This is a genomic window from Yersinia enterocolitica, assembly GCA_002082245.2.
In the GTDB taxonomy this organism is placed as follows: Bacteria; Pseudomonadota; Gammaproteobacteria; order Enterobacterales; family Enterobacteriaceae; genus Yersinia; species Yersinia enterocolitica_E.
In genome coordinates this window covers 402,718-425,335 of sequence record NBTC02000002.1, presented here as the reverse complement: position 1 = coordinate 425,335, position 22,618 = coordinate 402,718, and the positions used below count along the sequence as shown (strand labels likewise).

Sequence of the window (22,618 nt, the reverse complement as noted above, 5' to 3'; positions counted from 1 at the left end):
AACAATGAATACGCGCCGTGTAGTAATTACAGGTATGGGTGTGGTTTCCCCGTTAGGCTGTGGTAGCGAAACTGTTTGGCAACGTTTGCTGGCAGGGCAATCCGGCATCCGTATTCTGCCGGATGAGATTGTCGGTGATTTGTCAGCTAAGATTGGTGGGCAAGTGCCTACACTTGATGCAGACTCAGAAGCAGGCTTTGATCCTGATAAAGCTGTTGCGCCAAAAGATCAGAAGAAAATGGATCGTTTCATTGCGTTTGCGATGGCGGCGGCAGATGAAGCTATTACCCAAGCCGACTGGCATGCTGACGATGTAGAAAAACAGGAACGTACCGCTACCGTGATTGGTTCTGGTATTGGCGGTTTCCCTGCAATTGCCCATGCCGTACGCACCACCGACACTCGCGGGCCAAAACGCCTCTCCCCTTTCACAATACCTTCATTTTTGGTGAATTTGGCTGCGGGTCATGTTTCTATTAAACATCATTTTAAAGGGCCAATTGGCGCGCCCGTCACCGCTTGTGCGGCGGGAGTGCAAGCTATTGGTGATGCGGTGCGGATGATCCGCAACGATGAAGCGGATGTTGCCTTATGTGGTGGCGCTGAAGCCGCGATTGATAAGGTCAGTTTGGCTGGTTTTGCTGCAGCTCGTGCTCTATCAACCGGTTTTAATAGCACACCTGAGAAAGCCTCCCGTCCCTTCGACAGTGCTCGCGATGGTTTTGTGATGGGGGAAGGTGCCGGTTTACTGATTATTGAAGAATTGGAACATGCTCTCGCCCGTGGCGCACAACCGTTAGCTGAGATTGTCGGCTACGGTACCAGTGCTGATGCCTACCATATGACCTCTGGAGCTGAAGATGGTGATGGCGCATATCGCGCAATGAAGATCGCATTGCGTCAGGCTAAAATTAAGCCAGAACAAGTTCAGCATCTTAATGCGCATGCAACCTCAACTCCGGTGGGGGATCTTGGCGAAATCAATGCGATTAAACACTTATTTGGTGAAGGTAATACCTTAGCCATTACCTCAACCAAGTCAGCCACCGGGCATTTGCTGGGGGCGGCTGGCGGATTGGAAACCATCTTCACGGTACTGGCACTGCGTGATCAAATCGTGCCTGCCACTCTGAATTTGGAGAATCTGGATGCCGCGGCCAAGGGGTTGAATATTGTGGCAGGTAAAGCTCTCCCCCATGAGATAACCTATGCACTGTCAAATGGCTTCGGTTTTGGCGGGGTTAACGCGAGTATCTTGCTAAAACGCTGGGCTGAATAATTTGGTCAGACCTCGATGAGTTGACGCCAGTCAATGATTCGGGTGAGCGAATTCAGACAACAATGCTGCAGCGACAAGTACCACCGGTATTACTCAAAGTAATTGGTGTTGCAGCTAGGCGGCAAATGAGTGAATCCCGATGAGTTGGACACTAGTCAATGATTCGGGTGAGTGAATGCAGCCAACAATGCTGCAGCGACAAGTACCACCTGTATTACTCAAAGTAATTGGTGTTGCAGCTAGGCGGCAAATGAGTGAATCCCGATGAGTTGACACTAGTCAATGATTCGGGTGAGCGAATGCAGCCAACAATGCTGCAGCGACAAGTACCACCTGTATTACTCAAAGTAATTGGTGTTGCAGCTAGGCGGCAAATGAGTGAATCCCGATGAGTTGACACTAGTCAATGATTCGGGTGAGCGAATGCAGCCAACAACGCTGCGGCACCAAGTACGAAGAGTAAAAATGAAAACCTCCGCAATATGCGCATAAAGCGGAGGTGATCCCTTAGTCTGACAGAGAGCCGCTTAAGCGGTCACAGCCCTGTCCTCCATGGCTTGTCGCCAACCTCCTAACCAATGCGATCTGGCGTCTAAAGCTTGATAGGGACAAATTTCCCTTGAACGCCCTGAAATACCTGCTTGATACCCGCGTGACAACGCCCTTTCCAGGCGATCTCTTTTCTGTCTCTTCATGCCTCGTTTCCCTCATCTTTCGGTCTGGTGGAAAGAAAACAGTGACCACTTTATGTGCAGTCACAATTAAGTGATAGACCTTAGGAAACAGAAAAGCAATGCGCAAAATTCACGCCAATGTCATATTTGTGAGCTATGTCCGCTGAATTTGCTAAGTAATTGATTTGGGATAACTGAAAGCAATATATTGATATTAAACAAAAAACCCTCTTTCGCAGTAATTTTTCATTAGCAACGAAAGAGGGTTTGACTGATATTAGACTAAATTAGAACAAAATATTACTTAACGTTTTGTAACTGAGCAGCAATAACCTTGGCTTCCTGCTGCCAGCCCTGCGCCAAGGTTCGGATCAGAGCATCGTAGCCGTCTTCACTCTGTTTAAGCTCGAGATCGAATGGCTGCTTAATCAACTGTCCCTGATGTTTCAGTATCCACACACCACGAATGACGGCGCGACCATCATAGCGGCCATGGAAGCCGGTTACAGTCACATTGAGGACATCCTGATCGCTATCCAGTGGTTGTGAAGAGACCAACCAACCCGGCAGCGCATTACTCAGATTGGTTACCAAGGTTTGCTGCAACTGTTGATCCAGTGGACTGGCCCACAAGTTGTTGCTGGCAATGACATACTGTACATCATTGGTTTGGTATACCACTCCCGTCGCAGCCAGATAATCAGCAACACCAACATGTTCAATCCATAATTGCCTTGAAGCAACACTACTACTGACCGTAGCAGGTGCGCTGAGTGCCGGTAACTGATAGTAGGTTTTGCCGGGTTCGCTACTGCAAGCGCTAAGTAACAGCGCTGCGAGAACTGCCATCCATTTCATCATTTTTTGGCCTTCTTAGGCTGAGGATCCTGACTTCCTGCCGCTTCAAATACCAGCGCGTTACTCTTCTCATTCAGCGTACGCAATACTGGCTGTAATTCACGCAAGACCTGATCTAACCGTTGCATATCACCCACCATCTTGTTGTAGGCCGGTGAACCTGGCTGGAAGCCTTTCATGCTGCGATTCAACTCATTCAGGGTTTTTTGCAGATCTTTGGGGAGATCCTGCATCGCCGGGCTTGAGGTGATTGCAGTCAATGCCGCCAAGGTTTTCTGAGTTTCACGCATCGTTTTCTGACTTTCAGCCAGTGTCTTCGTGACTTCATTCACCATTGGATCCAGAGGTAGACTATTAATCTTATCCAGTGTTTGCATCAATTTCTGCTGAATTTGCGCTAAACCACCACTGACTGTGGGCAGCAATGGATAGCCCGCCACTTCCAACGGCCCTTTCCACGGTTTGGCATCTGGGTAGAAATCCAGATCAATAAACAGCGCCCCCGTCAGCAAGTTACCTGATTTCAATGAGGCACGTAGCCCGCGTTCTTTGGCTGTTTTCAATATTTGCGCAAAGTTGGTATCCGAGCCTAAATCATCGCGGAAACGGCCTGGCTCAATGCGAATAAGCACCGGAATACGGAAATCATTATCAACTCGCTGCCTCATACCTTCGGTGAAGAACGGCACATCGGCCACAGTACCCACACGAATACCACGGAACTCTACCGGCGCACCAGACTGCAAACCACGTACAGAGTCGGAGAAGAACAACAAGAAATCTTCATGTTCAGTGAACAGAGAATTTTGAATGCTGCTGCGATTATCAAACAGTTTGAATTCAGCTTTATCTGCCGTGACCGGTTTGCCCAGATCCAAACCATCAGGCACATCGAAACTTACGCCACCACTGAAAAGGGTTGCCAGCGATGCCATTTCAACTCGCATTCCTTGTGATGATAGATCGACCGCTACACCACTGTCCTTCCAGAAACGGACATTACTGGTGACCAGACTGTCATAAGGCGCACCAATAAATAACTGATAACGCATTAAGCGTGACTTGGCATCGAAGGTGCTGGTTTCTACCGATCCGACCCGGTAGCCACGGAACAATACCGGGTCGCCAGCATTCAACTGCCCAGCCTGTTCGCTGTCCAGAATGATACGCACCCCTTTAGCATCAGGTGAGGCCAGCGGTGGGGAATCCAATAAGGTGAATTCACTTAATGATTTACCTTTGCTACCCGGTTGCAGCTCAATGTAAGCACCGGAAAGTAGTGTTCCCAGGCCAGATACACCCTCACGGCCAATCTGCGGCTTCACCACCCAGAAGACGGTATCGCCATGTAACAGGGTATTCATGCCTGAGCTGAGCCGTGCCTGCACGATAACATGGTTCAGATCCTCACTCAGCGTGACCTGCTCTACGATACCGACATCCACACTACGACTTTTTATTTTTGTTTTACCTGCTTCAATACCTTCGGCATTCAGTGTGGTCAATACCACCTGTGGCCCCTGGTGGCTGAAATGATAAAACAAAATCCATGCGCCAATCAGCACAGTGACAATCGGGATGATCCACACCGGCGACCATCGCTTGATTTTTTCAATTTCCGCCACATTCTGGCTGGGATTATTGTCCGTCACCTTGCGGCTCCTTTTGGGTTGATTCACTGATTCGATCCCAGGTTAAACGAGGATCAAAGGTTAATGCAGCAAACATTGTCAGAACCACTACCATGGCAAATAGCAGTGCACCAATCGCTGGATAAATACTCATCAGTTGCCCAATACGGACTAATGAAGAGAGCACAGCAATAACAAAGACATCGATCATTGACCAACGGCCAACAAATTCCACGATTTCATAGATGAAATGCATCCGTTCAGTATCGCTATTACCTTTACCTTTTGCATCCCAACACAGCCAGGCAATCGCTAACATTTTTAACGATGGCACCATGATACTGGCGATAAAAATCACCATCGCCACCGGATAAGAACCTTCGCTCCACAAGAAAATGACCCCCGCCATAATGGTAGAACCCATTTGACTCCCCAGACTTTCGGTAATCATAATCGGCATCAAATTAGCCGGAATATAGAGCAGAATCGAGGTGATCAATAGGGCCATTGTCCACTGCAAGCTATGGCGACGACGAACATAGCCATGAGTATGGCAGCGCGGGCATTGCACCTGGGATTGCGGCAAAATTGCGGTACAACAAGAACAGGATCGCAACCCCTGACGCAAACCAGTACGGCCCGCAACCAACGGGAGCTTCAGTTCAGGAGCCGGGGCAATATCCTGCCACATCCAATGACGATCGACACATTGGAAGGCGCGGACTTGTAATACACAAAATAGGCAATAGGGGATAAAACTGCTGCCAATACCGATGTCGCCATACGCCATCAGTTTGACAAAGCTCACCAGCACACCGGCGAGGAAGATCTCAACCATGCACCAGCTTTTAAATTGGAATAACGCTTTCGCTATTGCGGCTTTCAAGTGGGCTGGCATCCGCACCCGCAGGCAAAGCAGGATGATGGCTACCATACAGAATGCCGGTATCAACTGAACCAGTACCATAAATAACGTTGCCATGCTGGCATAGTTATCTGACACCATGACTCTGGGTATTTGGAGTAAGGTAATTTCGCTGGTGATCCCGGCCACACGCATGTTGACGAACGGAAACATATTAGCCAGTAATAGCATAAATAATGCGCTAACCGCGTACCCCACAGGGCGCTTGCGTGGCTCATCCCACCTGGTAGTCAGTGTGGTTTTGCAACGCGGACATACCGCTTTAGTGCCATAAGGCAGGGAGGGTAAGGCCACTGACATGTCGCACTGCCGGCACAGGATGACATTCCCTGACTGCCCGCCGTGTTTAGGCTCAATAACAGAATACAATATCTATGTCCTTACGGCTGGCCTGTATATCCCTTCATCTTTCAACATGCAGATGGTTGGCTGTTCCGTTACTCCGCCATCCATGGTTCTCGCCTCTATCAGGCCGCTGCAAGCTACCTTCCTGCACGTTGAAATCTATTGGGTATTGTTGAACACCGTTCTATCAAGAGACTTACTATAACAATAGACATAATATCGTATTGCACGTCATCTGGTAGAACGGCGGTTACACATTTTTAACCGTTTTTCTGAGCTTCCAGCTCTTCCCAACGACCAAATGCTACTTCTAACGCCTGTTCAGCATCAGCTAATGCTTTCAAGACCTGTTGTGTCTCTTCATGCGGGCGGGAGAAAAAATCTGCGTGACCAACTTCAGCCTGTAACTCACTGATTTCATTTTCCAGTTTTTCTAGCTGTTGCGGTAACTGATCCAACTCACGTTGTAAGTTATAGCTCAACTTACCCGGGCGCTTAGCGGCGGGAGCATTACTCTTAACCGGTGTCGCAGTTTTGGTTTCTTCAACTTTAGCCGCTACCTGACGGATAGGTTTTGCCTCAGCACGTTGCTGATGCGCGTCATAATAGCCGCCAACAAAACTATTGATCTGGCCATTACCTTCAAAGATCCAACATTCAGTCACTGAGTTATCAACGAATTGACGGTCATGGCTTACCAACAGCACTGTGCCCTGATAGCTATCAACCATCTCTTCCAACAACTCCAGTGTTTCCACATCCAGATCGTTGGTCGGTTCATCGAGAATCAGCAAGTTGCTAGGCTTAAGGAATAATTTAGCCAATAACAGGCGATTACGCTCACCACCAGACAGCGCTTTCACCGGTGTCATTGCGCGTTTAGGGTGGAACAAGAAGTCTTGCAGGTAACCGAGGACATGGCGCGAGCGGCCATTTACCATCACTTCTTGCTTACCTTCTGCCAGGTTATCCATCACCGTACGTTCGGGATCAAGTTCTGCCCGATGCTGGTCAAAATAAGCCACTTCCAACTTGGTGCCACAATGTACTTTGCCGCTGTCCGCTTTAAGCTGACCGAGCATCAGTTTCAGTAATGTCGTTTTACCGCAACCATTTGGGCCCACCAGCGCGATTTTATCGCCACGCTGTACTTGTGCGGTAAAATCTTTCACTAATACTTTGCCATCAATCTGATAGTTAACATTCTCCAGATCAAAGACAATTTTGCCTGAACGCACAGTCTCTTCGACTTGCATCTTGGCTGTGCCCATCACTTCACGGCGTTCAGAACGCTCCATGCGCAGCGCTTTCAGCGCGCGCACACGGCCCTCGTTACGGGTGCGGCGCGCTTTGATACCTTGGCGTATCCACACTTCTTCCTGCGCCAGTTTGCGGTCAAATTCAGCGTTTTGCAGCTCTTCAACCCGCAGTGCTTCTTCTTTGCTGGCAAGATACAGTTCGTAATTCCCTGGCCATGACACCAATTTGCCACGATCAAGGTCGACAATACGGGTCGCCATCGCGCGGATAAAGGAACGGTCATGAGAGATAAACACGATGCTGCCCTGGAATTCTTTCAGGAAGCCTTCCAGCCAATTAATGGTTTCGATGTCCAAATGGTTGGTCGGTTCATCCAGCAGCAGCACTTTCGGCGAGCTTACCAGCGCACGGCCTAGTGCTGCTTTACGCAACCAACCACCTGACAGTGATGAAAGTTCGGCATCAGCAGATAAACCAAGTTGAACCAGCACTTCCTGAATGCGGCTGTCTAATTGCCACAAACCTTGATGGTCCAGAATCTCCTGCAATGCCGCCAGACGATTGAGGTTCTTCTCACTTGGGTCTAACTCAACCTGATGCAAGCTTGCGTGGTAGGCTTTTAAATGTTCAGCCTGTTCTTGCACGCCTTCAGCCACAAAGTCAAACACGGTACCGGCCACATTGCGTGGCGGGTCTTGTTGCAGACGCGCCACAATCAAATCTTGCTCATAAATGATGCGGCCATCATCCAGTACGACTTCTTTGCTCAAAATTTTCAATAAGGTGGATTTACCTGCGCCATTACGGCCCACCAGACAAACGCGCTCGTTTGCCTCAATATGCAATTCAGTATTATCCAATAAAGGTGCATCGCTGAACGACAGCCAGGCACCGGACATGCTAATTAACGACATAGTTTCTACTTTTCCTCGTGGCTGTGGGTGACCAGCCAACAGTTGTGGATTTGACGATTACGGGCAAAGTCTTCTGATTGTGTCTGAGCTGTTATCTCTTTCGCTTCCAGCCCTAACGCCTTTATCCCGTCCAAATCCATCTGGAAACCGCGCTTATTGTTCGAGAACATGATTGTTCCCTTACGGCGCAGTAACCGTTTAAGTTCTTTCATCAGCACTAAGTGATCGCGCTGAACATCAAAGGTGGTCTCCATACGCTTGGAGTTGGAGAAAGTCGGTGGATCAATGAAGATCACATCGAACTGCTCATCGGTGTTACTGAGCCATGAAAGGCAATCAGCCTGAATCAAGCGGTGTTGTTGGCCAGTTAAGCCATTCACCCGCAAATTCTTCTCGGCCCACTCCAGATAGGTACGCGACATATCAACCGTCGTGGTACTGCGCGCACCACCCAAGCCGGCATGAACACTGGCCGTACCGGTATAGGCAAACAGGTTAAGGAAGTCTTTACCCTGGCTCATTTTACCTAGCATCTGGCGAGCGATACGGTGATCAAGGAACAGACCGGTATCGAGGTAATCGGTCAGGTTAACCCATAGCTTGGCGTTATATTCACTCACCAGCAGGAATTCACCTTTTTGTGCCAGCTTTTCGTATTGGTTTTTGCCCTTCTGGCGCTCACGGGTTTTTAATACCAATTGATTGGATGGGAGATCCAGTACCGCAAGGGTGGCATTAATCACATCAAATAAGCGCTGGCGGGCCTTTTGCGCATCAATCGTTTTCGGCGGCGCATATTCCTGTACCACCACTTTGCTGCCGTAACGATCGACGGCCACATTATAATCAGGCAAATCGGCATCATACAGACGGTAGCATTCGATACCCTGCTGTTTGGCCCACTTATCCAGCTTTTTCACGTTTTTACGTAGACGGTTGGCATAATCTTCTGCCACCTGAACACCCGCAGCACCCTGTGGATTCGCCGCTAACTGATAGTTTTTCTGCACGCAATCCAGCGGGCCATTTTTCGCTTTAAATTCACGTTCCGCCCGCAGTTGCAGGCAACTCAGCAATTCCGGTGATGCACTGAACAGCGATAAACGCCAGCCACCAAATGCCGATTTCATGATGCGACCGAGCATATTATGCAATGCAATCAATGCCGGCTCGCTTTCCAACCGCTCACCGTAAGGCGGGTTACTGATAACCGTGCCTACCGGCCCTTCCGGCAGGGGGTTCACTAACTTACTGACATCATTGGCATTGAAGCTAATCAGCTCTGATACCCCAGCGCGGCGGGCATTAGCACGCGCCATTTCGATAACTCGTCTGTCGATGTCTGAACCGAAGAAGCGAGAAGTGGTTTCCTGCAAACCATTGCGGGCACGCACTTGCGCCTCGGTGGTCAATTCACGCCATAGCACTTCGTTGAAGGCACTCCAGGCGGTAAAGCCCCAATGGGCGCGATGCAAACCAGGGGCGCGATCAGAGGCTATCATTGCCGCTTCAATCAGCAATGTACCGGAACCACACATCGGATCGACCATCGGTGTACCTGACTGCCAGCCAGAACGCTGGATAATTGCCGCTGCCAGGTTTTCTTTCAGGGGAGCCTGACCGGTCAGATCACGGTAGCCGCGCTGATGCAGCCCTTCACCACTGAGATCCAATGCCACACTGGCCATATCCCGTTGTAGGAAAACATTCACCCGAATATCCGGTTGCTGCTTGGCAACCGTTGGGCGCTGCTCCAACTTACGGGTAAAGCTGTCAACAATGGCATCTTTTACTTTCAATGCACCGTACTGGCTGTTGCGGATTTCATCATTCACGCCGCTAAAGTGCACAGCAAAGGTTTTATCCACACCAAAAATTGACGGCCAGTCGATCGCCTGCACCCCGAGGTACAAGTCCAAATCGCTGTAAACTTTAAATTCGTTAAGCGGTAACAAGATGCGCGAAGCCAGGCGGCTCCACAGCAGGCTTTGGTACATGAGTCGATCGTCACCCTGAAAATGTACCCCACCCTGTACTATTTTACAGTCGTGAGCGCCCAGCGCTTCGAGTTCGCTTTTTAACAGTTCTTCCAGTCCACGCGCCGTGCTGGCAAACAGAGAGTTCATATCGCACTATCACCAAAAAGAAAATTGTTGCGCATTATAGCTAATCCCAGCAGCTTGTCATAAAGTTGCTCCTTCTTATTTAATACTCGCACGGAGGCAATGGTGATTACCCTCTCCCGACTCTACGTTCATCCGGTGAAATCCATGCGCGGCTTGCAGCTTTCTCATGCTCAAGTCAGCAGCAGTGGGCTGGCCTTTGACCGCGTATTTATGATTACCGAACCGGATGGCACTTTTATTACTGCGCGCCAAAATCCGCAGATGGTGTTGTTCACCCCGGCATTAATGCCGGACGGTTTATATCTCACGGCGCCCGATGGCGAGAGTGCCAGTATCCGCTTTAATGATTTTTTAGCCAATGCTGAACCGACGGAAGTCTGGGGAAATCATTTTACGGCGCTAATTGCCCCTGAGACCATCAACAACTGGCTCAGTGGCTATTTTCAGCGTGAAGTGCAATTACGCTGGCTCGGTGCACAGTTAACCCGCAGGGTGAAGCCGATGCCAGAGATTCCACTGTCTTTTGCTGATGGCTTCCCTTACCTGCTCGTTAACGAAGCATCATTTAAAGAACTACAGCAACGCTGCCCTGGCAGTATTAAATTAGAACAGTTTCGCCCGAATTTAGTCGTAACCGGTGCCAGTGCATTTGCCGAAGACAGTTGGCAGGTGATTCGCGTTGGAGATATCACCTTTGATTTGGTTAAGCCATGCAGCCGTTGTGTATTAACCACCGTCAGCGTAGAACGCGGGCGGAAACACCCAACCGGTGAGCCATTACGAACACTACAGACATTCCGAACTGCGGAAAATGGCGATATCGATTTTGGCCAGAATATGGTGGCCAGGAACAGCGGCATTATTCGGATAGGTGATGAAGTAGAAATTCTGTCAACCAAACCACCTCGGCCATACAGTGCAGGTGCCATAGTTGAAAGCCTGGCGGCACCACTTGATCAATCCAAAGCGGTATCGATTGAATATAACGGCATTCGCTTTAATGGTAATAATCAGCAGGTATTGCTGGAACAATTGGAACAACAAAATATCCGCATTCCTTATTCATGCCGGGCTGGGATATGTGGCAGTTGTAGAATTACATTAGTGAATGGCGATGTTGCACCTTTAAAACAGAGTGCCATTGGCAACGACGGAACTATTCTTTGTTGTAGCTGTATTCCCACAGGGGATATTACCCTCAGCGGTAAATAAGATAATCCCGATAAACTTACTCTCTGCACGCAGCTAACCACTTTACTGCGGTATGAAGGGGAATTATACCGCTCGGTCGAAAGCTGGGGCGGTATAAACCTCTGCAATGATAAGGGGCAACAAACGGTCATTCATTATCTTAATGGCATCACCTAATACCATCTGCCGTCCAGCTAATACCACTTGTGATTGTGCTAATAAACACAAACTTGCCGAATCACCCGACTCAACCACTAACAAGCGAACATCTTCACCACTATCCAATACTTTAACTAACGCCAACTCACCATTTTTTGGCATCAGCGCTTTAGGGTATTGTACAAAATACCAACTTTTGGGCATTAGTGGTTTTAGGAAACGAAATGCGACCAATGCATTTAACACTAATTCTGAACGTTGTTCATGGCTCAATTTAATTTGGCGACATTGATCTTCGAATTCAAAATAGAGAGCGGCATCGTCGACACAGAATGCGGATTCATCGAAAGCATCTGGGGTTAGCATTTTAGACGGGAAACGCGAGCGAAATATCATACCATTAGCTAAATCCAACATCAGTCGGTCGTGTTCGGTATCAAAATACCAACGCCATTTATCATCTGGTTTAATTCGCATATTTTTCCTTCCCGCCATGCTGCTAACATCATTGACTCAATAACTGAGTTCTTCGCCCATCAAATGGGATTAATTTCATATATCCGCATCATACTTCAAACAGCATGTGCGTTGGCGGCTCTCGTTACTCAGCCCATCCATGGAGCTCGCCTCTACGAGACCACTATAAGTCGCGTTCAAATCAGTTCACGACCACTTTGTTATTCGATTACCGGCTACCTGCAACTCACATTATTTAGGTATAGGGCTTTCGCTGTATATTTAATCTACCGGAGTAAAATATAGACGAGCCGGAGGAAGAAATAAACCCCCCGGCCAGTAATGAAGTTAAATAATTAGATATGAGTGATGATATTCTTAATCAAACCAGGCCCACGGAAGATAAAGCCGGAATAAATTTGAATCAATGAAGCACCTGCCGCCATTTTTTCGCGAGCGGCAGTAACCGAATCAATTCCACCTACCCCGATAATTGGCAGACGCCCTTGCAGCTCTTGTGATAAGCGACGAATGACTTCCGTGCTGCGTAATTGTAATGGTCGGCCACTTAAACCACCGGCTTGTTCGCAATAATTTAATCCCTGAATGAGAGAGCGATCTAACGTTGTATTAGTGGCAATAACGCCATCTATATTATGGCGAACTAAACTGTCAGCTATTTGGATCAACTCTTCCTCGGTAAGATCCGGCGCGATCTTTACTGCCACAGGAACATATTTATGATGGCGCTGATGTAATTCAGTTTGTTTATTTTTAATTGCTGCCAACAAATCATCTAACGCTTCACCATACTGCAAAGATCGTAACCCTGGGGTATTAGGTGAGGAGATATTAATCGCAATATATCCCGCGTAAGGATAAATTTTATCCATACAAATCAAGTAATCTTCTTTACCTTGCTCTACCGGGGTGTCTTTATTTTTCCCGATATTAATACCTAATATTCCGCCAAAATGTGATTTTTTGACATTTTCAATTAAGTTATCAACTCCGTGATTATTAAATCCCATCCGGTTGATCAAGCCTTCAGCCTCAACGATCCTAAACAACCTTGGCTTATCATTACCTGACTGTGGCCGGGGTGTCACCGTACCCACTTCGATAAAACCGAACCCCATCGCGCCCAGCGCATCAATACACTCACCGTCTTTATCCAGCCCCGCCGCCAAACCTAATGGATTTTTGAATGACAATCCCATACAGCTCACTGGTTTGGTTGGTACCGACTGGCGAACCAGGAATTCGAGTGGTGTGCCAGTAACACGTTTTAACTGCCGGAAAGTGAATTCATGGGCACGTTCTGGATCAAGCTGAAATAGTGCTTTTTTGACGAGTGGGTAGTACATGTGATCTCCTGACCGGCTTTCAACCTATGGATAGACGCGGGAATGGTAAATTTATCTATCAGGAAAGTAAACGATTGCTCAGTAAAGCCACGCAAAGAATCTCTTTGTTTAACTATATTGATAACAAGGTGTTAACTATTTGTAGGTCAAGAACCATAAAAAAGAGGGCATTGCTGCCCTCTGTGCTGTGAAGGTAACGTTAGTGGGCAGCGCTATTGGCTGATTCAGCCATTATGCGGCCAGTGCTTTAGTTATCTTCTCGTATAAATCACCGGACAGATTATCTAGCGTTTTAAGTTGCTCCAGCGCCTGGCGCATTAGAGCCTGACGGCCAGCATCATAACGTTTCAAGCGAATCAACGGCTCAATCAGCCGTGCAGCCACCTGCGGGTTACGGGTATTCAAATCACTGAGAATTTCGACTAGGAATTGATAACCACTGCCATCGCTGGCATGGAATGCCGCCGGATTACCCGAAGCAAAACTACCGACTAACGCACGAGTGCGATTTGGATTGCTCAAACTGAATGCCGGATGCTTAAGCAAAGCCCGCACCTGTGTCAAAACATCAGCCGCCGGACTCGTCGCTTGCAGTGCAAACCATTTATCCATAACCAAACCATCATGATTCCAACGCATATCGAAGGCTGTAAGCAACTCATCACGGCAAGGTAATTGTGCAGAGACTGCCGCCGCTAATGCGGCCAGCGAATCAGTCATATTATCCGCCTGGTGGTATTGTGACGAGACCAGCTTGTTAGCAAAATCTTCATCAGCAAAAGCCAGATAATTCAGGCAGGTATTACGCAATGCACGCTTGGCAATATCACTGTGTTCAATACGATACACAGGTGTCATATTCGCAACATATACGGCTAACAGTTCATCAGACAATGCCTGAGCCAAACAACGAGTAATAGCCTCATGAACCGCACTGATCGCCAGCGGATCAATGGTAGTAAACAGCTCTGCTATTTCATTTTCTGACGGTAAGGTCAAGATCTGCGCTGCCAGAGCCGGATCAAGATTTTCATCGAGTAATACTGCCCGGAAAGCATCCGCAACGTGAGTGGGTAAACTCAGCGGCTGTTTCTGCTGATACTTGGCAACATTAAGTTTGATATAGGTTGCCAGCAAGCTCTGGGCAGCATCCCAACGAGAGAATTCATTACGCGCATGCTGCATCAGGAAAGTGAGCTGCTGATCACTGTAGGTATAATCCAGTTTGACTGGGGCGGAGAATTCGCGCAGCAAAGAGGGGATCGGCGTATGTTCAACATTATCAAAGGTAAATGTCTGCTCAGACTCCGTCACATTCAGGACATGATGGACGGGCAAGCCGTTTTTCTGTAGCGCAATCACATTACCGTTACTGTCATATAGTTCAATATCTAATGGAATATGCAGCGGCAGTTTTTCCGGCTGGTCAGCGGTTGGTAAGGTTTTCTGGCTGACGTGCAGATGGTACTGCTGCTTCTCAGCATCATAGTCATCACGAATGGTCAGAATCGGAGTGCCGGACTGGCTATACCAGCGACGGAATAAAGAGAGATCGACATTCGATGCATCTTCCATTGCTTGTACAAAATCATCGCACGTTGCGGCACTACCATCATGGCGTTCAAAATAGAGCTGCATACCGGCCTGGAATTGTTGTTCACCCAGTAGGGTATGCATCATGCGGATAACTTCTGAACCCTTCTCATACACGGTAAGGGTGTAAAAGTTGTTCATCTCGATAACTTTGTCTGGTCGAATAGCATGGGCCATTGGGCTGGCATCTTCGGCAAACTGTGCGGCACGCATTACGCGTACGTTCTCAATTCGATTAACTGAACGTGAACCTAAATCAGAGCTGAACTCTTGATCACGGAATACCGTCAAGCCCTCTTTCAGGCTTAACTGGAACCAATCACGGCACGTGACTCGATTACCTGTCCAATTATGAAAATATTCATGTCCGATAACCGCTTCAATGTTCAGATAATCTTTATCTGTTGCTGTTTCAGCTTTTGCCAGAACATATTTAGAGTTGAATACATTCAGGCCTTTATTTTCCATCGCACCCATATTGAAGAAATCAACCGCGACAATCATATAGATGTCGAGATCGTATTCCAGACCAAAACGAGTCTCATCCCATTTCATGGAGTTCTTCAACGACGTCATCGCCCAGTCGGCACGATCTAAATTACCCCGGTCAACAAAAAGCTCTAATGCGACTTCACGCCCGGAGCGGGTAATGAACTTATCGCGCAAGACATCAAAATCACCGGCAACCAGAGCAAACAGATAACAAGGCTTAGGGAATGGATCTTGCCATTTTATCCAATGACGACCATCTTCCAGTGTCCCCTGCCCCACAGGGTTACCATTGGAAAGCAAATAAGGATAACGAGATTTGTCAGCCACGATGCGGGTCGTAAAACGGGCCAAAACATCAGGACGGTCTAAATAGTAAGTAATATGGCGGAAACCTTCAGCTTCACACTGGGTGCACAGCGCGTCACCGGAAAGATATAATCCCTCAAGTGCACTGTTGGTCGCAGGATGAATATCATTGACGATTGTCAGTGTGAAATGTGCGGGTAATTGCTCAATGACCAGCGAGTTATCCTGTAGCTGATAATGAGGCCAAACTTGCCCATCAACACTGATACTGACGAGCGTGAGATCCTCACCATTTAGAATCAACGGCGTCACATCTGCTACCTGACGTTTTACTTTACTGACCGCCGTTACCGTCGTTTTTTGCGCATCCAGTGCGAAGTCCAAATCGATATCGGTAATGGTGTAATCCGGCGATTTATAATCGTGACGGTATTTAGCTTGCGGCTGTTGTGTCATAGGAACCCTTTTGACGTCATCAGTGAATATGATTATCAGGTCTGTATTAATAGTCGTATAAGGCCAGTATCACGGCGACCAGAACATTGCTGTCAGCCCATTAGCCTTAGACTCAGATAGCTTTTTAATGTATCACAATTGTAAAAAAAACCTAGGTGAGAGCGAGTGCTATTACGGCAGATAACGCATTGAATGTGCTTTTTTCGAGCCGCCTCGCAGCTCATTTTCCTTCTTGCATTTGGTGAGCAAAATATCCGTTGATTTGCTCGGTATCGTCATTTCTGACAGCAAAATATGCCAATACCATCAGACGAAACCCGACATCATGCACATTGGCCTTCATACATTAATAAGATTGAACATAGATTCAGATCTTTTTGTCGTTGCCCCCCTAACTCATCGTTTTCTTTAACGCAAAATAGCCATCCATTCCATATAACAATAAAAAATAAGCTCAACACACTGAAGATTCAACACTTCATAATACATATTATCGATTTAACAAAAACAATAGAGACGTCGTTTTATTTAAAATAAAATTATGTTCTATTTCAATGGAGGATTGTTAAGATATTCAAATGTAAAAGGAGTTATTATGACCAGCAGAATCAATTCACGTGTCATTCATCAAGCTGCAAGAAACATTTCTCCTGTCGGAGGCTGGGCCGCTGAAGCCGGAGGAACTACCGGAGGCAGCGAAGCCACCAGTGATGATATTTATCTGGTTTTTTCGGTATCAGAACTTAGACGGGCATTATCGGAATCAGGAGAGCGGCCGAAGATAATTCAAGTATATGGTCTGATTGATGTGAGTGAAGGTCTTCCTTATCAGGACCAAGCAGACCAGAAACAGCGTGGTATTGTTTATCTCAATGCCAATACCACGTTAATTGGTGTCACCGAGAATGCGAAATTTATCGAAGGTTCAATCATTATCCAAGATGCCAGTAATGTTATCGTTCATAACATCTATATTGAGAACCCAGTAGATGTCGATCCCCAGTTTGAAGAAGGTGATGGGTGGAATGCTGAATGGGATGGTTTAAATATCATTAATTCACACCATGTCTGGATCGACCATGTCACGTTTAGTGATGGCCGTTTTACGATTGATCAATACACCGAGAAGGATGGCTGGAAGTTTGTTCAGCATGATGGCGCGTTAGATATTAAACGCGGCTCTGACTATGTCACGATTTCTCACTGCCGTTTTGAATTACATGACAAAACTATTTTGATTGGTCATAGCGATAGTAATGCTGAGCAAGATGCAGGAACCATGCACGTTACATTCTTTAATAATTACTTTACGCGGATAATCCAGCGTACTCCGCGAGTTCGTTTCGGCAGCATACATCTCTATAATAATTTATTTGAGCAAGATAAATCAGATCCTATATATCCCTACGAATACAGCTATGGCTTGGGTTATCAGTCTAGTATTTTATCAGAGAAAAATATATTTTTGGTTAATGACCTTACGGCTGAATGTCGGGTAATGAAGGCGTTTAATGGCGGCGATAAAGTTAATGATGACAGCTCGACTTTTAACCATAGCCTTGCTGAACTCAACAATTGTGGGTTTGACGCTGATATCGGCTGGGTCCCACCCTATGCCTATGATGTTGTAGCGCTTAGCCAAGAATTCACCGACCATATCCGCAATCAAGCGGGATCGGGTCTACCCTACGGCCATCTTCCCTGATCGTACTTATCTAAGTCGATGTCTAAACATATAGTATGATGTTTGCTATTTCCCCACATTGCTCTGCGTTGATTGTGATATCTCAATGATGGGGAAATACCCGCACCAGGCTGCCAAGGTGACCTCTGATAACTAACAGGAAACAAAGATTTACCTTTTGTTGCTCGGTAGTGCAATTTAATAACCCTATATTTTATAAGTCAATTTATCCTTTATTCGCTAAACAGTTAAAAATCTGACCTTCAGGGCCAACACCACTAAAGAAAATAACCGTTTCACTGATAATGGCACGTTTAATCCTAGACCTGTGATTAGCATTTATGGTGTGATGAGACTTCAATAACAGGATAATACCGGTATACTCCTGCGACTTTATAGATTATGTCCAAAGTAATTGGTGTTGCCGGTCGGCGGCCAGTGAACGCATTACGATGAGCTTACATAAGTAGGTCATTCGGGTGAGTGAACGAAGCAGCCCTGACAACTTCAAGTACCAAGGGTATATGCTGACTGCGGAAAATGCTCCTACGAGGATGCTGTATAGCGCCATGACCCAAGACGCCTCACCGATTTTGACTTCACTGCTTGATACGGATGCTTATAAGCTCCATATGCAACAAGCCGTGTTCCATCGCTATCGCCATATTACCGTTGCCGCTGAATTCCGCTGCCGTGGTGATGAGTTGCTGGGCGAATATGCCGATGAAATCCGCCATCAGATAGCGCTAATGAAACAATTAGCGTTAACCGATGATGAGTTTACCTACCTCTCGGGGTTACCCTTCTTTCAAGATGATTACCTCAATTGGTTGCGGGATTTTCGTTTTAACCCTGAGCAGGTCACCGTATCCAATAATGACGGTAAATTAGATATTCGGATTGCCGGTTTATGGTGCGAAACGATTTTATGGGAAGTCCCTTTGCTGGCGGTGATCAGTGAAATCGTTCATCGGCGCCGGTCAGTCGGTGTCACAACAGCCGAGGCCGTCACGCAACTGCGCAACAAACTTCAGCAGTTTAAGATTCTCAGCGCGGATATCGATATTAGTCATTTCAAGCTAATGGATTTTGGCACCCGTCGCCGTTTTTCACGCGATATACAGCATGCTATTGTCAGCAGCTTAAAAGATGAGTTCCCCTATATTGTAGGTACCAGCAACTATGATTTAGCCCGCAACCTGGCATTAGCTCCGGTCGGTACTCAAGCCCATGAATGGTTCCAGGCTCATCAGCAGATAAGTCCGATACTGGCCAATAGTCAGCGCGTGGCACTTCAAGTCTGGTTAGATGAGTACCCAAATCAACTTGGTGTCGCACTGACTGACTGTATTACCATGGATGCCTTCTTGCGCGATTTTGATGAGACATTCGCCAATCGCTATCAAGGATTGCGCCATGACTCAGGTGACCCGGTAGAATGGGGTGAAAAAGCTATCGCCCATTATGAAAAGCTGGGTATTGACCCAATGAGTAAAACATTGGTGTTCTCAGATAATTTAGATCTGGAAAAAGCGTTGTCACTCTATCGCCATTTCTATCAACGAATTAAATTGGTGTTCGGTATCGGTACCCGTTTAACTTGTGATATTCCCGGCGTTAAACCGCTCAACATTGTCATTAAACTGGTTGAATGCAACAACAAGCCGGTCGCAAAGCTCTCGGATAGTCCGGGTAAAACTATCTGTCAGGACCCGGCTTTTGTTGATGAGTTACGCGAAGCATTCGCCCTGCCGTTAGTCAAAAAGGCCAGTTAGTATCGGCCTGCATAATGAGGGTTCGTCGGGGCGTTAATATAGCCCGGCGAGCCACTTCACTTAGCCGTTTTCCCCTCACAACCACTTCCCAATTAAACCCAGCTCTGATTTGTGCCGCCTTTATTAAGGATAACGACAGAAATGTTGCACTGATCTGGTGATTTCTACTTGTGTCCTGCACTGCCGCAAGTAACATAGCAACATCCCCATTTGGTTGGGTTGTTAACTATTTCTATATCAAAACTATTAAAGAGAGAAATCTATGAGCGTAGTGCCTGTAGTCGACGTACTGCAAGGCCGTGCTGCGGTTGACAGTGAAGTCACCGTACGCGGTTGGGTGCGTACCCGGAGAGATTCTAAAGCGGGTATCTCCTTCGTTGCCGTTTATGACGGTTCCTGCTTTGACCCGTTACAGGCCGTCGTGAATAATGCTTTGCCTAATTATCAGGATGAAGTACTGCATCTGACTACCGGCTGCTCAGTAGAAGTCACTGGAACAGTGGTGGCATCACCAGGTGAAGGCCAGAGCTTTGAAATTCAGGCAACTGCTATCAAAGTGGTCGGCTGGGTTGATGATCCCGATACCTATCCGATGGCGGCAAAACGTCACAGCATCGAATACTTGCGCGAAGTGGCTCACTTACGCCCACGTACAAACCTGATTGGTGCTGTTGCCCGTGTCCGCCACACCTTAGCGCAGGCAATTCACCGTTTCTTCGATGAAAACGGCTACTTCTGGGTTTCTACCCCACTGATCACCGCTTCAGACACCGAAGGTGCTGGTGAAATGTTCCGTGTGTCGACGCTGGATCTGGAAAACTTGCCACGCACGGATACTGGAGCTGTCGATTTCAGCGAGGATTTCTTCGGTAAAGAAGCATTCCTGACGGTATCCGGTCAGTTGAATGGAGAAACCTACGCCAGTGCATTGTCCAAAGTTTACACTTTCGGCCCCACTTTCCGGGCAGAAAACTCCAACACTAGCCGTCATTTGGCGGAGTTCTGGATGGTTGAACCTGAAGTCGCATTTGCTTCTTTAGATGACGTCGCCGCATTAGCCGAGAAAATGCTGAAATATGTTTTCCAGGCTGTGCTCAATGAACGTGCTGATGACATGAAGTTCTTTGCTGAGCGGGTAGATAAAGACGCGGTAGATCGCCTACAACGTTTTGTCACCTCTGATTTTGCTCAGGTTGATTACACCGACGCTATCGAGATTTTGCTAGCATCGGGCCAGAAATTTGAAAATGACGTGTCATGGGGCATAGATTTGTCTTCTGAACATGAGCGTTATTTGGCTGAGAAACACTTTAAGGCACCGGTAGTGGTTAAAAACTACCCGAAAGACATTAAAGCTTTCTATATGCGGATGAACGAAGATGGCAAAACCGTTGCAGCGATGGATGTATTAGCGCCGGGAATTGGTGAAATCATCGGGGGTTCACAACGTGAAGAGCGCTTAGATGTGTTGGACGCACGTCTGGAAGAGATGGGCCTCAATAAAGAAGATTATTGGTGGTATCGTGATCTGCGTCGCTACGGTACGGTACCGCATTCAGGATTTGGCCTTGGATTTGAACGATTGATCTCCTATGTAACAGGGGTGCAAAACGTTCGGGATGTCATCCCATTCCCACGCACGCCGAGAAATGCCAGCTTCTAAGTTCGTCATTTCGAAAAAAAATGTTTATTTGTATAAATAAAAGCCAGCTCAGCTGGCTTTTGTCATTTTTTAAAGTTCGATCTAAGTCACAAAGTTCCCCAGTATTTACATTTAGTAACACATAGTATCTCAATGAAACACATTCAGGTAATTGGTAGCATTTTCGGTGTGGATTATCAGGTCTGTGAATGGAACACTGCGTTCAGACACAGACGACACCAAACTCTCAACAATAGTTCCAAAAAAATTATTGGCGGCAGTGGCAGGTGTCCGAATAACACCAATGAGGGTAATAATAATGATGAAGCGCAATATTCTTGCAGTAGTAATCCCAGCATTGTTAGTAGCTGGCGCAGCTAATGCAGCAGAAATCTACAACAAAGACGGCAACAAACTTGATCTGTACGGTAAAGTTGATGCGCGTCACCAGTTCTCTGATGCCAAGGGTCAAGACGGCGACGAATCTTATGTTCGTTTCGGCTTCAAAGGTGAAACCCAAATTACTGACCAACTGACCGGTTACGGCCAGTGGGAATATAACATTCAGGCTAACAATGCTGAAGCTCAAGAAGGCAAAGGCAACAAAACCCGTCTGGGCTTTGCTGGTCTGAAATTTGCTGAGTTCGGTTCATTCGACTACGGCCGTAACTACGGCGTAATCTATGACGTCAACGCATGGACTGACATGCTGCCAGTGTTCGGTGGTGATTCAATCTCCGCCTCTGACAACTACATGACTGGCCGTTCTACTGGTCTGGCTACTTACCGTAACACCAACTTCTTCGGTCTGGTTGATGGCCTGAACTTTGCTCTGCAATATCAAGGCAAAAACGAAAGTGGCCGTGATGGCTTGCTGACCACTCAAAACGGTGACGGCTTCGGTATCTCTTCTACTTATGATATCGGTTACGGCGTAAACTTCGGTGCTGGTTTCTCTTCTGCTAACCGTACTACTCTGCAGAAAGATGCTCACCTGTCTAACCAAACATTTGCTGAAGGCGATAAAGCTCAAGCATGGAACGTTGGTGCTAAATACGACGCTAACAACGTATACTTGGCTGTAATGTATGCTGAAACTCAGAACATGACTCCATTCGGTGACGATTCTGTTGCTAACAAGACTCGTGACATCGAAATCACTGCACAGTACCAGTTCGACTTCGGTCTGCGTCCGTCACTGGGTTATGTTCAGTCCAAAGGTAAGGATCTGAACAACAACACTGATGACAACCATGACCTGTTGAAATATGTTTCTGTTGGTACCTACTACGCATTCAACAAAAACATGACCACCTATGTTGATTACAAAATCAACTTGCTGGACGAAGACAACTTCACCCGTGCTAACAATCTGATGACTGATGACGTTGTTGGTGTTGGCTTGGTATACCAGTTCTAAGTTAAACTTAATCACGCAGTTTATCTGCTGACATAAGTTGAAAAAAGACAGGGCTTCGGCTCTGT

At 47.1% G+C, this 22,618-nt stretch carries 16 protein-coding genes; 6 read left to right on the top strand and 10 right to left on the bottom strand.

Features of this window, described 5'->3' with window-relative positions; all coding sequences use genetic code 11:
- Positions 1 to 4: 4 nt before the first annotated feature.
- Entirely contained in the window at positions 5 to 1,279 is a 1,275-nt protein-coding gene (gene fabF, locus A6J66_003200) for a beta-ketoacyl-[acyl-carrier-protein] synthase II (protein ID PNM23287.1), read from the top strand.
- Between the two features lie 527 nt (positions 1,280 to 1,806).
- Here fabF and A6J66_003195 read toward each other — a convergent pair.
- The 6 genes from A6J66_003195 to A6J66_003170 all read right to left on the bottom strand — a co-directional run bounded on the left by A6J66_003195 (position 1,807) and on the right by A6J66_003170 (position 10,012).
- On the bottom strand, positions 1,807 to 1,974 hold the full coding sequence (locus A6J66_003195) for a ribosome modulation factor (protein PNM23286.1): 168 nt from the start codon (positions 1,972 to 1,974) through the stop codon (positions 1,807 to 1,809).
- 279 nt (positions 1,975 to 2,253) lie between these two features.
- Complete coding sequence (locus A6J66_003190) at positions 2,254 to 2,814, bottom strand: hypothetical protein (GenBank protein PNM23285.1); 561 nt, start codon at positions 2,812 to 2,814, stop codon at positions 2,254 to 2,256.
- Positions 2,811 to 4,436, bottom strand: coding sequence for an MCE family protein (locus A6J66_003185; protein ID PNM26876.1), 1,626 nt, complete (start codon positions 4,434 to 4,436; stop codon positions 2,811 to 2,813). Before A6J66_003185 ends, A6J66_003190 begins: the two co-directional genes overlap by 4 nt.
- A gap of 13 nt (positions 4,437 to 4,449) precedes the next feature.
- Entirely contained in the window at positions 4,450 to 5,736 is a 1,287-nt protein-coding gene (locus A6J66_003180) for a paraquat-inducible protein A (GenBank protein ID PNM23284.1), read from the bottom strand.
- A 236-nt stretch (positions 5,737 to 5,972) separates the two neighbouring features.
- Positions 5,973 to 7,886, bottom strand: coding sequence for an ABC transporter ATP-binding protein (locus A6J66_003175; GenBank protein PNM23283.1), 1,914 nt, complete (start codon positions 7,884 to 7,886; stop codon positions 5,973 to 5,975).
- Between the two features lie 5 nt (positions 7,887 to 7,891).
- Positions 7,892 to 10,012: a bifunctional 23S rRNA (guanine(2069)-N(7))-methyltransferase RlmK/23S rRNA (guanine(2445)-N(2))-methyltransferase RlmL gene (locus A6J66_003170; GenBank protein PNM23282.1), complete on the bottom strand. Its 2,121-nt coding sequence runs from the start codon at positions 10,010 to 10,012 to the stop codon at positions 7,892 to 7,894.
- Positions 10,013 to 10,111: 99 nt separating this feature from the next.
- Here A6J66_003170 and A6J66_003165 point away from each other — a divergent pair, with 99 nt between their 5' ends.
- Complete coding sequence (locus A6J66_003165) at positions 10,112 to 11,224, top strand: MOSC domain-containing protein (protein ID PNM23281.1); 1,113 nt, start codon at positions 10,112 to 10,114, stop codon at positions 11,222 to 11,224.
- 63 nt (positions 11,225 to 11,287) lie between these two features.
- Here the strand turns inward: A6J66_003165 and A6J66_003160 are convergent, their stop codons facing one another.
- The 3 genes from A6J66_003160 to A6J66_003150 form a co-directional block, all read right to left on the bottom strand.
- On the bottom strand, positions 11,288 to 11,839 hold the full coding sequence (locus A6J66_003160; GenBank protein PNM23280.1) for a cell division protein ZapC: 552 nt from the start codon (positions 11,837 to 11,839) through the stop codon (positions 11,288 to 11,290).
- A gap of 335 nt (positions 11,840 to 12,174) precedes the next feature.
- Entirely contained in the window at positions 12,175 to 13,185 is a 1,011-nt protein-coding gene (locus A6J66_003155; protein ID PNM23279.1) for a quinone-dependent dihydroorotate dehydrogenase, read from the bottom strand.
- Between the two features lie 231 nt (positions 13,186 to 13,416).
- Entirely contained in the window at positions 13,417 to 16,032 is a 2,616-nt protein-coding gene (locus tag A6J66_003150; protein PNM23278.1) for an aminopeptidase N, read from the bottom strand.
- A gap of 541 nt (positions 16,033 to 16,573) precedes the next feature.
- Between A6J66_003150 and A6J66_003145 the strand changes: the two genes are divergently transcribed.
- Both A6J66_003145 and pncB read left to right on the top strand, forming a co-directional pair.
- Positions 16,574 to 17,737 carry a pectate lyase gene (locus tag A6J66_003145; GenBank protein ID PNM23277.1) on the top strand — a complete coding sequence of 388 codons (1,164 nt, stop codon included), beginning with the start codon at positions 16,574 to 16,576 and terminating at the stop codon, positions 17,735 to 17,737.
- Between the two features lie 548 nt (positions 17,738 to 18,285).
- Positions 18,286 to 19,491, top strand: coding sequence for a nicotinate phosphoribosyltransferase (gene pncB / locus A6J66_003140; protein ID PNM23276.1), 1,206 nt, complete (start codon positions 18,286 to 18,288; stop codon positions 19,489 to 19,491).
- Here the strand turns inward: pncB and A6J66_003135 are convergent.
- On the bottom strand, positions 19,475 to 19,687 hold the full coding sequence (locus A6J66_003135; GenBank protein PNM23275.1) for a hypothetical protein: 213 nt from the start codon (positions 19,685 to 19,687) through the stop codon (positions 19,475 to 19,477). The genes pncB and A6J66_003135 overlap by 17 nt on opposite strands.
- Before the next feature lie 66 nt (positions 19,688 to 19,753).
- Between A6J66_003135 and A6J66_003130 the strand changes: the two genes are divergently transcribed.
- Positions 19,754 to 21,154, top strand: coding sequence for an asparagine--tRNA ligase (locus tag A6J66_003130; protein PNM23274.1), 1,401 nt, complete (start codon positions 19,754 to 19,756; stop codon positions 21,152 to 21,154).
- A 298-nt stretch (positions 21,155 to 21,452) separates the two neighbouring features.
- Complete coding sequence (locus tag A6J66_003125) at positions 21,453 to 22,553, top strand: porin OmpC (protein ID PNM23273.1); 1,101 nt, start codon at positions 21,453 to 21,455, stop codon at positions 22,551 to 22,553.
- Positions 22,554 to 22,618: the final 65 nt, after the last annotated feature.

Coding starts and splice junctions, on each gene's coding strand:
- fabF (PNM23287.1), top strand. CDS start 5: ATGAATACGCGCCGTGTAGTAATTACAGGTATGGGTGTGGTTTCCCCG.
- A6J66_003195 (PNM23286.1), bottom strand. CDS start 1,974: ATGAAGAGACAGAAAAGAGATCGCCTGGAAAGGGCGTTGTCACGCGGG.
- A6J66_003190 (PNM23285.1), bottom strand. CDS start 2,814: ATGATGAAATGGATGGCAGTTCTCGCAGCGCTGTTACTTAGCGCTTGC.
- A6J66_003175 (PNM23283.1), bottom strand. CDS start 7,886: ATGTCGTTAATTAGCATGTCCGGTGCCTGGCTGTCGTTCAGCGATGCA.
- A6J66_003170 (PNM23282.1), bottom strand. CDS start 10,012: ATGAACTCTCTGTTTGCCAGCACGGCGCGTGGACTGGAAGAACTGTTA.
- A6J66_003165 (PNM23281.1), top strand. CDS start 10,112: ATGGTGATTACCCTCTCCCGACTCTACGTTCATCCGGTGAAATCCATG.
- A6J66_003160 (PNM23280.1), bottom strand. CDS start 11,839: ATGCGAATTAAACCAGATGATAAATGGCGTTGGTATTTTGATACCGAA.
- A6J66_003155 (PNM23279.1), bottom strand. CDS start 13,185: ATGTACTACCCACTCGTCAAAAAAGCACTATTTCAGCTTGATCCAGAA.
- A6J66_003150 (PNM23278.1), bottom strand. CDS start 16,032: ATGACACAACAGCCGCAAGCTAAATACCGTCACGATTATAAATCGCCG.
- A6J66_003145 (PNM23277.1), top strand. CDS start 16,574: ATGTTCTATTTCAATGGAGGATTGTTAAGATATTCAAATGTAAAAGGA.
- pncB (PNM23276.1), top strand. CDS start 18,286: ATGACCCAAGACGCCTCACCGATTTTGACTTCACTGCTTGATACGGAT.
- A6J66_003135 (PNM23275.1), bottom strand. CDS start 19,687: ATGTTACTTGCGGCAGTGCAGGACACAAGTAGAAATCACCAGATCAGT.
- A6J66_003130 (PNM23274.1), top strand. CDS start 19,754: ATGAGCGTAGTGCCTGTAGTCGACGTACTGCAAGGCCGTGCTGCGGTT.
- A6J66_003125 (PNM23273.1), top strand. CDS start 21,453: ATGATGAAGCGCAATATTCTTGCAGTAGTAATCCCAGCATTGTTAGTA.